The sequence below is a fragment of the Paenibacillus sp. FSL R5-0475 genome (assembly GCF_038004585.1).
Classification (GTDB): Bacteria; Bacillota; Bacilli; order Paenibacillales; family Paenibacillaceae; genus Paenibacillus_AQ.
Map to the genome: position 1 here is coordinate 4628507 of NZ_JBBORK010000001.1, position 14694 is coordinate 4643200.

A 14694-nucleotide genomic window follows, 5' to 3' on the forward strand; every position below is an offset into this window, starting at 1 on the left:
GACTTCCCGCCATCTTCATGCTTTTATTTTATTAGCCGTGTTCCAGGAATAATTACTCATTCCAAAGTTTCACGCGTTGTTTAACCAGCTCTTCACGTAAATCTTCAGCTTTCGTCACACCAGCTTTATCCAGTTCAGCCATGTAAGCATCCCAAACTTTGTCGAAATCAGCTGGCTTGGACAAGATGGCTTCAGGAATCCGTTTCCAACTGATATCCTTCAGCTTGTTGTCGAGAACGACAATTTCGCTATCCCCAGGAATCGTGATGTTCCATGCCGCGCCCCAAGGTTTAACTTTGAATTCATCTTCATTTGGGAAGAGGTCTTTCCAAGTTGTTGCTTTATAAGCAGCAAGTGTTTCTTTTTCAACTGCATTGTAGCCTACAGTTACTTGCTCAGGGAAACGAGTTGTATAGTAGTTTCCAGTTGGATCCAATACGCCGTCACCATAGTGAGCGCTAAGCAGAGCGTAGTTTGATCCTACATTGCCAAGTCCTGTTTCTTTTTGGAAATTGGTAGTGTCATTATATTTACGGTTGTTCACATCTTCAGGAATGACGCGTTTGCCGTCAACTACGTTGTAATGCTTGCCTTCGATACCCCAGTTAACCAATACTTGACCTTCATCGGAAGCTAAGTAGTCCAAGAATTTAATTGCACGTACTGGATCTTTAGCATCTACGCTGATCCCAATGCCGTTACCACCCATAAAGCCTGTAGGCCAGAAGGAAGTTTCTTTGTACTCTTCAGACAGGGTTACTGGATAGTGTCCGTATCCTTGATCCAGCTTACCTTCAGCTTTCAATGCTCTTTCTCCATCGCCATAACCCCAGTCTTGGTCGATCAAACCAATAACACGGCCGGTAGCGATTTTAGCTTTGTACTGATCATACTTTTGAACGAAGCTTTCCGGATCAAGCAATCCGATATCGTTCATATGGTTGAGCCAGCGGAAATATTCTTTCTCAGCAGGACGACGGAAGTGATAAGTTACTTCTTGTGTGTCGATATCAATTGCATATTCTCCATCATCAGGAGAGCCTGTAGTAGTGAATGCTGGGTTAGTTACTGTAATGTACATGTACCAATCATCTGCATTTAGGGTCAGACCGATGTTTTTGTTACCATTTTCATCGGTTGGATGTTTTTCCAGGTAAGCCTTGATTACGTTCTCATAATCTTGGACAGTTTTAATTGCAGGATATCCAGCTTCTTTAACAGCACGGTGCTGTAGTTCAAATCCGCCGCCAGCATCAAAGTATTTGTTATCCACACCTGCATACGTAGGGATAGCATAGATCGCGTGGTCATCATCACTATAGCGTGAGCGTTTCATGCCTTCTTCGCCTAATACTTTTTTGATGTTCGGAGCATATTTTTCAATCAGATCTGTCAGATCAAGCATTGCGCCTGCATCCACCAGCTTGCTTACGTCGGTCTTGGCACTGATCAGATCCGGATAATCACCGCTCGCTGCGATCAACGCTACTTTCTGAGCAGGGTCACCAACCGCGTATTCAGCATTCAAGGTAACTCCTGTTTTTTCCGTAATCACTTTACCTACTTCATCTTGCATGCCTGTCCAGTTCGGGTTAGGGTCAGCACTGAAGAAAGTCATCGTGAGCGGAGAAGTATCCTCAACCGCATTGGCCGAATTAGCCGCGTTCCCCTTATTTGTTGCATTTCCAGCTGCATCCCCAGCTGCGTTATTGCCGTTGTTTCCACCACAACCTGCGAGCATGCCGAGCATCATAATAGAAGTAAGTGTAAGTGCCGTTGCTTTAGCTTTTATTTTTCTATTATTCCCCATTACATAAACCCTCCTTAAAATTGTTTATCTATCGTATCACAGATAAATCCTGTTAATACTTATCCCAAAACTTCCCACAAGAAAAGAAAACGGATACAAAATACTCTTAAAGCTTAGGGGAGACTATGCTCCCCTGTTAGCTGTGATTAGCTCTTCACAGCGCCAAGTGTCATACCTTGAACAAAATATTTCTGAATGAACGGATACACCAACAAAATTGGCACGGTTACGACAATCGTAATCGCCATCTTGATAGACTCTGGCGAGACCTGATTCGAAGCTAGAGAAGCAATGTTGGAGCGATAATCGCCACCATTACCACTGGTTGTACTCTGCAGAACCTTCATCAGTTCATATTGCAATGTCGTCAGATGAGGGCTTGAACCATTATACAAATACGTATCAAACCATGCATTCCATTGACCTACCGCTAGGAACAACGCGATTGTTGCTAGAGCCGGCTTCATCAGCGGCAGGATGACACGCCAGTAGATGGTAAAGTCATTAGCTCCATCAAGCTTCGCCGATTCTTGCAGTGCATACGGCAGGCCGTCAATGAAGGAGCGGATGACGAAGACGTTAAAGGCACTAACCAGTCCAGGTAATACATAGACTGCAAAGCTGTTCATCATATGGAGATCCTTGATCAGCATGTATATTGGAATCATTCCTCCAGAGATATACATGGTCATCGCCAAGAATGTGGAGACGAACTTTCGGCCTGCAAAGTCAGGACGGCTGATCGTAAATGCTAGCATCGAGGCACTGATCAGACCGAACAAAGTACCGACGACTGTCCGCAAAGCGGATATTTTAAACCCGGTGATCAGCCCTGAGAAACTGAAGATTTTCAAGTAATTGTCCCAGGTAAATTCCCGAGGATAGATGGTGATACCGCCGCGCACACTATCCACTGAATCATTCAGCGAGATCGCAAGCACGTTCAGAAACGGATAGATCGTGATTACAACCACGAACAGTATTACAAAGTATACAATGAAGTCAAAGATCCGGTCTGACCACGACTTTCCGGTGATAGCTGTATTTCCCACTGTAACGCTCTCCTTTCAAGAAAAGGGCAATTTTGCTGCCACGATTGTTAGAAGGGCCCTCTGTGTTACAGAAGGCTCTCTTTAGTTGTACGCTTGAAGATTCCATTAATCGTAAACAGCAGGATTACACTGATCACTGAGTTGAATATATTGATCGCGGTACCGTAGGAATATCTCGCCATGCCTAGTCCGTATTTCAGAGAGTACAGATCCAGCACCTGAGAATAGTCGGTAACGAGGTTGTTTCCAAGCAAGAATTGCTTCTCAAAGCCGATATTCAGCAAATTACCAATCGACATAATGAGTAGCACTGTAATGGTCGGCCGGATACCTGGAAGGGTGATATGCCATACCTGGCGGAGCCTGCTGGCACCGTCTACTCGGGCCGCTTCGTACAGTTCAGGTCCAATACCCGAGATGGCCGCAAGGTAGATAATCGCATTCCATCCGGTTTCTTTCCACACATCTGATAAAGTAACGATTCCCCAGAAGAGATGGCCCTGAGCCATGAACTGGATAGGTGAATCTATAAATCCAATTGTTAACAAGAGATCGTTTACAAGACCATTTTCGCTAGATAACATTTTAGTTACAATTCCCGCTGCAACCACCCATGATACAAAGTGAGGCAAATACGAGACGGTCTGAGCAAAACGTTTAAAAAATCCAAGACGCAATTCATTGAGCAATATTGCAAACGTTATCGGAAAGATAAAGCCTGCGACCAAGCCCATTCCACTCATCGCCAGCGTATTACGTAGCGCCAGAAGGAATTGCGAGTCACTGAACAATGTCTTAAAGTGTTCAAAACCTACCCATTCTTGTTCAAAAAAGCCACGTGCGGGCTTGTACTTTTGAAAAGCCATCGTCCAGCCCCATAATGGGAGATAACTGAAGACGAATGCCCAGATCACAAAAGGTATCGACATCATCCACAAATACTTTTGATTCTTAAAGCTTCTCCAAAACCGTCCTCCTGAAGCAGGCTTTTTGTTGCGCATTCGGGTGTCCGGCGGGATTTGAGCAGTTACTGTGTCCGCTTTCATAAAGCCCCTCCTCTCTATGCCTTAATTCTAAAACTTTGTAAGCGATTGCAGTACCCTATAAATTCGACTTAAAATCAGGTGAAAATTAGAGATTTTTGTCCGGGGTGAATTCTCATTTCGGCTCATCGACACAGGGGGGCTAATGCTGCTGGCGTCTGCATTATTCTTTGAATTGGACTCCTAAAAACACTTTGCTTGCTGGATATTAGTCACTACGAGGAATGTTCGAACTTTTGATCGCTGGTTCTTCGAAATTTCTAACTAGGCTTCTGGTAACCAGCCACTACGCGGAATATTTGGACTTCCGATCGCTGTTATCCTCAGATTTCCTGATTTGAACCGCTTCTCGCGGTAGAAATCCGAGGATAAAGGCGAACGCTCCGCTTCTACAGTTCCAAATATTCCTCTTCGTTCTTCTACCAGTCACCAATTTAAAATTAGAAGATTTCAACGCTTCTACAGTTTCAAAAATTCCTCTTAACTCCTTTCCCAGCAGATTTTATTGAACCGAAAATCAAAAGAAACTGCATTAACCCTTCACCCGCATAAGCTTAAGCAGGTGTCTATTTAACTACATTAATACTTCACCACGTACAATTGGTGGGAGTAGGGAAAACAAAAAAAAAGACCCGTGGACTAAAGTTCAGAAAACCACCTGAACTCAGCCACGGGTATAACAGACAAGACAAGAATACCACACCATCCTTAGATGCTTTTACGATAAGAAGTTGGTGAGATTCCTACATATTTACGGAACTTAGCGTTGAAATAATCAGGGTTCATATATCCTACCTTCTCAGCCACCTCGTATACTTTCATCCCTTGCGTCAGAAATTCCTTAGCCTTCTCAATCCGCACTTTATCCACGTACGTATTGAAGTATTCTCCTGTGGTGTTCTTGAACATTTTACCGAGGTAAGCGCTGTTGTAGCAGAATAACTCGGATAAGGTCTCCAGCTTTAGGTTCTCATTGTAGCGACGGTTGATTATTTCTGTAATCTTCTTAATTTCATTTCCACGCCCACTGGTCATCTGGCCCGCAATTTCTTCGAGAAATGAGACAGCCTGATCCTGCAAATCAGACAAATAATAACTTTGATAAAGCTCCCCTATTGGAGGGGAATGCTCTGCTGCATAGGTGCGAATTTCCGGATACGTAGGCTCCAGACGGGCCAGGACAGTACTAAGGAGTCTCACAAAGGTCTCTTTAATTCGCAATTCGTCGCTGCCCGCAGATACAAGTTCAGCACAGATAGTTAGCACTATCGGTCGAATCGCGCTCAGACTTCCGGTTTCTACTGCAAGCAGCAGACGACTCTCCGTCTCCTGATCCTCTTCAGTCTTCTCCTTCATCTCCATCAGAAATCCTGAAGGATCTGTACTGATGATGATCCCCTTCTTGAAGAAGAAGGAACGTCTTAACAGCTCACGTGCTGAATTAAACGATTCTCCCACCATTTCAGGTCGAGGTACTACTCCCCCCGCTACTGCAATGAAGTCGTAACCCTTTGGTTCTATCACTGCAGATAATCCCTTATATAATTCTTCCCGCTTGCTCGCGCTCTGGTCCGGATCCTTCATGAGAATGCCCAAATACTGTGACAATGTAAAGAATGATGCATTAGGATGATTACTAAAATGCTGTTCCATTACTGTTTTGATTCCCCGGAGATCCTCATCATTTGCACCAGCTGTTTTTCTTAACTCAATGAGAATGACTTTATAATTCCCCTGATCGAGTCCTAGCGCATCCACATGTCTGCTAAGGTCCTCCTCCAGTTCTTCCTCTGAGGTTGGCTGTAGAAGCGCTCGGAGTAAAGTTTCCCTATTGCGAGCGGGCTCCTCCTCATTCCAGTCACTGAACCGCTGCTCCTGCTCGATTGTTTCATGTAGCTGTTCCAGACATACGATCATCTCATCCTCATCCACTGGCTTCAGCAAATAGCCGTCGATCCGATATCCAATCGCCCGCTTAGCATATTCAAAATCAGCATGTCCACTCAAAATGAGTACATGACTTTCTGAGCCTTCTTTACGAAGCTCACTAATCATTTCCAGACCATCCATTCCAGGCATACGAATATCAGCAACGATCAGCTCCGGGTAGAAGGTATGATACTTTTCAAGTGCTTGCAAGCCATTAGCTGCTGTAGCTACCACCGTATAACCGAGCTTCTCCCATGGGATCAGACTTCGAAGTCCTTCCCGTAGCTTCGGCTCATCATCGACAATCATCACTTTTATCATAGATTGTTGTCCTCCATTGGTATGCAGAAGAAAATAACCGTTCCTACATTAGGTCTACTTTCAATCGTTAGCCCATATTCTGCGCCGTAGGATAGTTTTAGCCGGTCATGTACATTACGAAGTCCAATTCGCTCACCTTCACGCTCTTCCTTACGCTCAAGCGTGTTCAGTAATTCCTCCAGCTGAATTGGAGATATTCCTACTCCGTTATCTGTAATCGTAAATTTAGCATGATCCCCAACTTGTACAACTTCCACCGTCACAAATGCACCTTCCATCTTATTATCCAGTCCGTGGATTACTGCGTTCTCAACAAGTGGCTGAATAAGAAGCGGGGGCATATAAAGAGATTCAACGGCAGGGTCTACAGTAAATTGATATTTCAACCTCTCCTCATAACGGAATTGCTGAATATCCAAGTAACAACGTACCACTTCTAATTCCTGACTAAGCAAAATTTTACTTCGGCCTACCTCCAGGTTACTGCGCATCATTTTACCTAGAAGACGTACCACACGGGCAATTTCCACTTGCCCCTTCATGTGAGCTTCCATCCGAATCGCTTCTAGTGCATTGAATAAGAAATGCGGGTTAATCTGGCTGGCCAGCATTTTGAATCGTATATCATTTTGTTTCTGTTCCAGCAGACTATTCTGTGCATTGGATTCCTGTACCTCATACATCAAATCATTAATGCTGCGTACCATGGAATTGAATTGACGAGCTAACAGGGCGATTTCATCCTTGCCATCAATCTTTAATGTCGTATCAAAATCCCCAGTACTGACTCGGTTAATATGTCTGCTTAAATGCAGCAATCGTCGTGAAAACAAAGAGGAGAAGCTATATATAATTAAAAAGGCCAATAGAACACTTATCGCAACCACAGTAATCGAAAGCTTAATCACTTGATTGGGTTCTTTAACTATACTTTCAATCGAAAAAACAGATATAATTCGTAGTGCATTTCGGCTGGCTTGTGGTTTAAGCTCCTCGATCACAATTTTGGAAGCTTCACCATCTACTACTGCTTCATAGCTTCCACTTCCCTGCCCCAAGAGCTTCGTGTCAAAAGAAACATCCACCAGCTTTTTACCTGTCCGATCTTTCCGGTTCGCTGCAATGATATTGTCTTGATCATCGACGATCATGGTATCAAATGATTCCTGGCTTAGAATGGATGCAAGCTGCTGACTGTTCACATTAATAACGAGTACACCGATCTTACTGGAGCCCTCCAGCTCGATTTTGCGGACAAGACTTAAATAATTCCGCTTATCACGCTCATCTTCGATATATTCCCAACCGACAAGACTATCGTACCGCTGTGCTCTCTGATACCACTGGCTCTCTTTAATCTCAGGTGATGGATTGATCAGCTCCCAGTTGTTAAGCAGCGTAGCGTTGTCAGTGTATAAGCGAATGTTGGATATATCTTTATACAACCTTAGATACTCACGCATATCCGAATAATCGCGGTAAGCTTCCACCACATCATAAGTGCTAACATACTGACGTATGGCAAGCCTCTTCAACCGTGCATCATTGCTCAAGCGATATGCGATATCTTGAGATACACCGATAACTTCTTCCGTTCTTTTCTTTACCCGATCTACGTTGATTGAAGCTTGTTCCAGTGCGCTCTGAAACGCCATGGTCCTCATCTCAAACGTAAGATAACCGCCTACCAGTAATACCGGAAGTAACGTGGTGAGTAAAAAAGCAAGCAACAGCTTATTGCGGATTTTGATGTCATTCAACAGCTTAACAATCCATTGGAACATGGCCTTCCGCCCCCCGAAACCTTCACTATCTCATGCAGAGTTTAACGCTGCCCTGGAGATACCCCATACTTTACAGAAGAAAAATAGGAACGGCAACAACTTCGAATACAGCCTATCCTCAGATCAATAAACGAGATGGTCATAAAAAGGTCCTTCGCCATATGCGAAAGACCTTTTATCAGACATATCAAGCATAAACCTTTCGGCGTCCTTAATTATTGGCGGTACGCTGCCAGCTTGTTATTCAGTTCACGGGTCTGACCGTAGACTTCCTGATAGAGGTTAAATAAGCCGTCATAGATTGCCGCTTGCTTCGGATCTGGTTTATATACATCCGCAGGACGGATGAAAGCTTCTGCACATGCACTAAGTGATGTGAACCAGCCACTACCGTAAGCTGCCAACATCGCCGCTCCCATAGCCGGACCTTGCTCACTTTCAAGCTTCACGATGGATGCATTGAAAATATCTGCTTGCATCTGGAGCCATGCCTCATTTTTAGCCCCGCCACCGATCGCAATGATTTCTGTAATCTCTTTGCCTGAATCACGTACAATCTCGATAGATTCACGTAGCGAAAAGGTAATGCCTTCTAATACAGAACGTGTAAAATGAGTCAACGTATGCCCTGAATCCATACCAATAAAGCTTCCGCGAATATTCGCATCTGGATGAGGTGTACGTTCCCCTACGATATAAGGTGTAAAGAGCAGTCCGCCGCTACCCGCTGGAATGGAAGCTACTCCACTTAGCAATTCATCAAAGCTTTTGTCTGCCGCAAAGGTTTCTTTGAACCATGTAAGGCTATGACCAGCCGCTAGAGTAACGCCCATGATATAGTAGGCATCTTTTTCACCATGGTTGAAGAAATGGACTTTGCCTTCGAGATTTAAATCTTTGTTGCTCTCATAGGAAAGAACTACACCAGATGTACCAATACTGCACATCGTCCGGCCTTCACCAAGGACACCTGCTCCAAGAGCCCCGCATGCATTATCCGCACCACCAGCAAATACCTTTGTTGAAGATAAAAGACCTGACGCTTCCGCAATATCCGGCAATAACGTTCCTGTCTGCTCAAAGGACTCTACCAGTCTAGGACAAAGGGAAAGCGGCAGTTCAAAAGCTTCAGCAATTTCAGCACTCCACGTTTTAGAACCTACATCTAATAGAAGCGTTCCTGCAGCATCGGAATAATCCATCGCATAATCACCGGTCAACCGGAGACGCACATAGTCTTTTGGCAACAGGAACTGATACGCTTGTGATAATACCTCAGGTTCATTCTCTTGTACCCATAGAATTTTAGGAAGTGTGAAGCCTTCCAGTGCACGGTTTCTAGCAACCTCAATAAGCTTTGCTCCGAGCGTCTTCTCTATTCTTCTGCACTGTGCAGTAGTACGAGTATCATTCCAAAGAATGGCCGGACGAAGCACTTGCCCTTCCTTATCCACTAGTACCAATCCGTGCATTTGCCCGGAGAAGCTAAGACCATCAACTTGTGATGGGTCTATGCCTGATACTTCAATCAGACGACGAAGACTGACCAGCGTGCCTTTTACCCAGTCCTCAGGATTTTGTTCGCTCCAGTTCGGCTGCGGTCTGCTTAGCGGGTAGGACTCGGAATGCTCAAAAGCCACCTTGCCCTGTGGGTCCACTAGAACAGTCTTCACTGCGCTAGTGCCCAAATCTACACCTATAACGTATTTCATTTTTGACCTCCTAAAAGTTTTATGAGCATAGGATTCATTGAATTACTTCGAGTAAAACTTACTTCGTAAGTATCCACTTAGTTTTTACTACAAAAAGGGGGCTGCCGAAGAATGCTCTCTTCAGCAACCCCCGTTGCATTTGTTCAAACTGGATTCAAAGCCTAAGCTTCAAGCTCCCTGTAAAGACTACTCAGCCAAGATGTATTGGTTAAGGGTAGCTCTCAGGTATTCTTGGCGTCCGGATTGGTTAGGGCGTGGGTTCTCATTGTTCAAAGCATATTCAGCCAAGGAAGCCAGAGTTGCTTTGCCGGATACTATGTCCGCACCAACGCCTTCATTGAAGCTGCTGTAACGTTTTTCAACGAAATCTTCGAATACGCGATCTTCGATCAATTTAGCAGCTACTTTCAAGCCTTTTGCATAAGTATCCATACCAGCGATATGTGCTAGGAACAGATCCTCAGGCTCAAAGGAAGGACGACGTACTTTAGAGTCAAAGTTGATTCCTCCTTTGCCAAGACCATCATTCTTGAGTACTTCATACAGTGTAAGTGTTGCATCGTAGATGTTAACTGGGAATTCATCTGTATCCCATCCGAGCAATGTATCACCTTGGTTAGCATCAAGCGATCCGAGCATGCCGTTGATACGAGCTACACGAAGCTCATGTTCAAAAGTATGACCTGCAAGCGTAGCATGGTTAGCTTCAAGGTTCAGCTTGAAGTGCTTGTCGAGGTTGTATTTTTGTAAGAAAGAGATCGTTGTTGCTGCATCGAAATCATATTGATGTTTCGTAGGCTCTTTTGGTTTAGGCTCGATCAGGAATTGACCGTCAAAGCCGATTTCCTTAGCGTAATCTACAGCCATGCTGAACAGGCGAGCGATGTTGTCTTGTTCAAGACCCATATCTGTATTCAGCAATTCTTCGTAACCCTCACGACCGCCCCAGAATACATAGTTGCTAGCACCCAGACGTTTACCAACTTCCAAACCTTTCTTCACTTGTGCTGCTGCATGTGCGAAAACATCAGCGTTAGGTGTAGAACCTGCACCGTGCATGTAACGTGGGTTAGTGAACATATTAGCTGTATTCCACAACAATTTCTTGCCGGAAGTCTTCATGCCTTGTTCAAGGATATCAACGATAGTGTCGATGTTGCTGTAGAATTCACGCAAAGATGCGCCTTCAGGTGCGATATCTACATCATGGAAGCAGAAGTAAGGCAGATCCATCTTGTCCATAAATTCAAATGCTGCTTCAGCGCGAGCCTTAGCTTTGTCCAGACCGTTCAATTTGTTCCAGCTGCGAATTGCTGTTTCAGCGCCAAACGGATCAGAACCGCCAGCAGTTAATGTATGCCAATAAGCCATTGCAAATTTCAGATGTTCTTCCATAGTTTTGCCGGCTACGACTTCTTTAGGATTGTAAAATTTAAATGCGAAAGGGTTGGTGGAACGGCTTCCCTCGTAAGAGATTTTGTTCACTGTCTCAAAATAAGCCATTGTGTAATCCTCCTCAATTTGTGCTTCGCCCGCAAGCGTTTACAGGATCATCTTAACACATCTTTCGGACTTTGTATATTGGTTAAACAAAGTTTTGATAAGTTTTTTATGACCATTTTTTGGGACCCTGTCTAGCCTCCTCTCTCCTCTTCCCAAATATAGGAGATCCCTGTTGGAAAATTTCCTCTGGACGCTACGTATTGCAATTTGCAGCACATCACTCTAGACTAAGTGGCATACAACAAATGGGAACTATGCCAAGCTAAAACGCCTTTAGCGTCCTTTTAAGGACGGTAAGCGTTTATGCGAGAATTATAAGGAGAAAGTATACCGTGAAGCTTATACTTTCTTATAATTTAAGAAGGATGTGTGATTTGTGAAGGTTACTGGAGACCAAGCGCTGGTCAAAAAAATAAATAAATCGATTGTACTACATACCATTCGAAGACACTCTCCACTCTCGCGCGCGAAGGTCTCAGAGATGACCGGACTGAATAAAGCTACTGTGTCCAATTTGGTAGCCGAGCTGTGCACGCAAGAATTGGTAACTGAAGTCGGACCTGGGGAATCAAGCGGTGGCCGCAAACCGTTAATGCTGCATTTTAACACGATGGCTGGTAGTGTAATCGGCATAGAATTACGGGTAAAGCAGCTAACAGCGGTCTTATGTGATCTGAGCGGGGGCATTCTTTACGAAAGCGATTTCTCTTTAGAAAACCATGATTTCCCTTACGTTCTGGAACAAATGAAAAAACTTATCTCAGGCTTGATTATCAACGCTCCAGAATCCCCTTACGGCATCGTCGGCATCGGAGTAGGTGTCCCCGGGATGGTGGATGAAAATGGTGTTGTACTCTTCGCTCCCAACCTTGGCTGGGAAATGGTCGAGCTGCGAGCGATACTCGAAGCTGAATTTTCCGTTCCTGTCACCATTGATAACGAAGCGAACGCGGGTGCACAGGGTGAACTCAACTTTGGAGCGGCACGAGAGGTAAGGCATCTCCTTTACATCAGTGCGGGATCAGGGATTGGATCTGGAATTATTATTGGTGGGGAGCTGTACAAGGGTGCAAGAGGATATGCCGGCGAAACCGGACATATGACGATTGAAGCACAAGGCAAGCCTTGCAGTTGCGGGAGTCGTGGTTGTTGGGAGTTATATGCCTCTGAGAAAACTTATGATAATCCCGATCTCTCCCTCCCTGCCCATACTACGCCAGAGCTGGTTCGCTTTGCAGCCGGCGGGCAAGAAGACGCCCTGCATCACTTCTCAACGATGGGTGAATATCTCGGTATCGGGGTGACCAATCTAATCAATAGCTTCAATCCAGAGCTTATTGTGATCGGTGGGGCATTGTCTGAGGCTGAAGAATGGCTAGGCGAACCGCTGCGTCGGGTTGTAGCTGAGCGTACTCTTCCTTACCATAAGCAGCAACTCGAAATTACATTCTCTAAGCTCGGCAGCCGTGGAACGATGATCGGCGCAGGTTTCTCTGCTGTTATGCATTTCCTGGGCGATATTCGGGTGACCCTATAATCCATAACGGTAAGCGAAGCGTTTATGTGAGAAATATAAGAATAATTTATAGCGTGGAACATATACATTCTTATATTTTGAAATAATTGACGTAAAATTGACGCATTTGAGTGAATCAAAAGTGCAGTAAAAAGAACAGAAATCCTATATAATAAAGGTCAAGCTAGTGTGACATTTATCACTACAACCCCTTTTTTGAAATGGAGAGCGAGTCCATGACCTATGTTGATACGTCTGATATCTCGGCACAGATGTTCATCACTGTGTTGCTTTTTCTGCTCATTATTGCCCCTTTGATCAGCCTCGGCGTGCTCCGTTTTTTTCAAGCTAAAAAGAAATCAGGATTTATTCTTATTGGCAGCGGCGCTGCTGTATACGTGCTATTTCAGCTCATTACATCTTTCACTCAAACCTAAACTCTACTTCTAGATCTACTTTCATAAAAATAGTCTGCGCACAGATGCGTCAGACTATTTTTTGTATGCTAAAGCTCGCAGGTATTTTATACTTTCTTATATTTCAAAAAAGACCGCCTCCTGATCGGAAGCGGCCCATTACAATTTCCTTATGGAAATCTTATTTAACAAGAAGAAACGACTTTATCGTCCTATTAAGACGACATCGGCTCCTCGTAGAAATATAAGAATATTATAGTTGTGCAGCATATAAATTCTTATATTTTCAAACAGTCGCGAGTGCTTTGTCGAACTGAGTTTTGTTCATGCCAACAATTTTATGCTCACCGATTACAGTTACAGGAATAGCCCTCACTCCCATGTCCCATACTTGCTGCGCAAAATCATCGTTCTGCTCGACATTGCGTTCTTCGTAGGATACGCCTTTTTCGCTTAAAAAGCTCTTCACCTGACGGCAATGCGGGCAATTTGTTGAGGTATATACAATTACATTCTCCATGGTATGACCTCCTATAAAAGATATACAGTGATGATATCAATTGTAGCATTGAGGGTTTTTCAAACCAAATTATAGAATAACTGCACTGTGCTCCAAGCTTTCGATATATTTCTCAGCATCCATAGCTGCCATACATCCACTACCTGCTGCAGTAATCGCTTGTCTGTAACGAGTATCCTGTACATCACCACATGCGAACACACCTGGGATATTAGTTTCGGAAGTGCCTGGGTTCGTCATGATATAGCCATCCGCATTGGTTGTGATCTGTCCACCTAAGAAAGAGGTATTAGGGTGGTGGCCAATCGCAACAAACACGCCGCTTGCTTCGATGATTTCTTCTTCACCAGTCTCATTGTTAAGCACTTTTAGTCCATTGACGCCTCTTTCGCTCGAAGTCACTTCCAGAGGAGTACGGTTCAAGTTCCAGTCTACTTTAACATTAGCGCGTACACGGTCCTGCATGATCTTCGAAGCACGCAATTCTCCACGACGGTGCACCAAAGTCACTTTGGAAGCAAAACGAGTCAAGAAACCCGCTTCCTCAAGTGCGGAATCTCCGCCACCAACAACCACGATCTCTTTATTACGGAAGAAAAATCCGTCACAGGTAGCGCAGGTGCTCACACCGCGTCCTACGTTATCTTGCTCCCCTGGGATACCGAGGTATTTTGCTGTAGCGCCTGTGGAAATGATCAATGTATCTGTAGTAAGAACACCCATTCCTTCAACATTCAGCTTAAAAGGGCGCTCTCCAAGTTCTACACTGTTCACCCAGCCCGTACGGAATTCTGCACCAAAACGTTCAGCTTGTTTACGCATATTATCCATCAAGTCAGGGCCCATGATTCCTTCAGGAAATCCAGGGAAATTCTCCACTTCTGTAGTTGTGGTTAATTGTCCACCGGGTTGAGGTCCTTCGATGACTAGTGGGTTCAAATTGGCACGAGCCAAATAGATAGCGGCGGTTAATCCTGCCGGTCCAGTACCAACAATTATTGATTTATACATATCTATGTCCTCCTTGAGCTAAACGGCAATGACGTCGCTTCTTATTTAAAATAATTATAATGTAGTGTTAATTATGA

The 14694-nt window shown here is 44.4% G+C and carries 11 protein-coding genes; 2 read left to right on the plus strand and 9 right to left on the minus strand.

Translation table 11 applies throughout. The annotated features are described in order from the left end of the window. Positions 1-52: 52 nt before the first annotated feature. The 7 genes from MKX41_RS20725 to xylA all read right to left on the minus strand — a co-directional run bounded on the left by MKX41_RS20725 (position 53) and on the right by xylA (position 11154). A complete protein-coding gene (locus MKX41_RS20725; protein ID WP_076285489.1) occupies positions 53-1810 on the minus strand; it encodes an ABC transporter substrate-binding protein in 1758 nt (585 codons plus the stop codon). A 146-nt stretch (positions 1811-1956) separates the two neighbouring features. Further along, positions 1957-2862 (minus strand): carbohydrate ABC transporter permease, encoded by a 906-nt coding sequence (locus tag MKX41_RS20730; protein WP_042131063.1) that lies wholly within the window; start codon positions 2860-2862, stop codon positions 1957-1959. Positions 2863-2927: 65 nt separating this feature from the next. Further along, positions 2928-3863, minus strand: a complete 936-nt coding sequence (locus MKX41_RS20735) for an ABC transporter permease (protein WP_256716397.1) — start codon at positions 3861-3863, stop codon at positions 2928-2930. Between the two features lie 750 nt (positions 3864-4613). After that, positions 4614-6155, minus strand: coding sequence for a response regulator transcription factor (locus MKX41_RS20740; protein ID WP_340972878.1), 1542 nt, complete (start codon positions 6153-6155; stop codon positions 4614-4616). Further along, positions 6152-7939 (minus strand): sensor histidine kinase, encoded by a 1788-nt coding sequence (locus MKX41_RS20745; RefSeq protein WP_076285491.1) that lies wholly within the window; start codon positions 7937-7939, stop codon positions 6152-6154. The genes MKX41_RS20740 and MKX41_RS20745 overlap by 4 nt, the downstream gene beginning before the upstream one ends. 215 nt (positions 7940-8154) lie before the next feature. Then, the gene (gene xylB / locus MKX41_RS20750) at positions 8155-9651 is read right to left on the minus strand and encodes a xylulokinase (RefSeq protein ID WP_076285492.1); all 1497 of its coding nucleotides are present in this window, start codon (positions 9649-9651) and stop codon (positions 8155-8157) included. A gap of 186 nt (positions 9652-9837) precedes the next feature. After that, positions 9838-11154 carry a xylose isomerase gene (gene xylA, locus MKX41_RS20755; RefSeq protein WP_042131068.1) on the minus strand — a complete coding sequence of 439 codons (1317 nt, stop codon included), beginning with the start codon at positions 11152-11154 and terminating at the stop codon, positions 9838-9840. 376 nt (positions 11155-11530) lie between these two features. Here xylA and MKX41_RS20760 point away from each other — a divergent pair, with 376 nt between their 5' ends. Together MKX41_RS20760 and MKX41_RS20765 are read left to right on the plus strand one after the other, a co-directional pair. Then, on the plus strand, positions 11531-12691 hold the full coding sequence (locus MKX41_RS20760) for an ROK family transcriptional regulator (protein ID WP_076285493.1): 1161 nt from the start codon (positions 11531-11533) through the stop codon (positions 12689-12691). A gap of 215 nt (positions 12692-12906) precedes the next feature. Further along, entirely contained in the window at positions 12907-13107 is a 201-nt protein-coding gene (locus MKX41_RS20765; protein WP_042191897.1) for a hypothetical protein, read from the plus strand. 265 nt (positions 13108-13372) lie between these two features. On the opposite strand, the gene MKX41_RS20770 is transcribed toward MKX41_RS20765, so the two are convergent. Together MKX41_RS20770 and trxB are read right to left on the minus strand one after the other, a co-directional pair. Beyond that, entirely contained in the window at positions 13373-13606 is a 234-nt protein-coding gene (locus MKX41_RS20770; RefSeq protein ID WP_042191899.1) for a glutaredoxin family protein, read from the minus strand. Between the two features lie 69 nt (positions 13607-13675). Next, a complete protein-coding gene (gene trxB / locus MKX41_RS20775; protein ID WP_042191901.1) occupies positions 13676-14617 on the minus strand; it encodes a thioredoxin-disulfide reductase in 942 nt (313 codons plus the stop codon). Between the last annotated feature and the right edge of the window lie 77 nt (positions 14618-14694).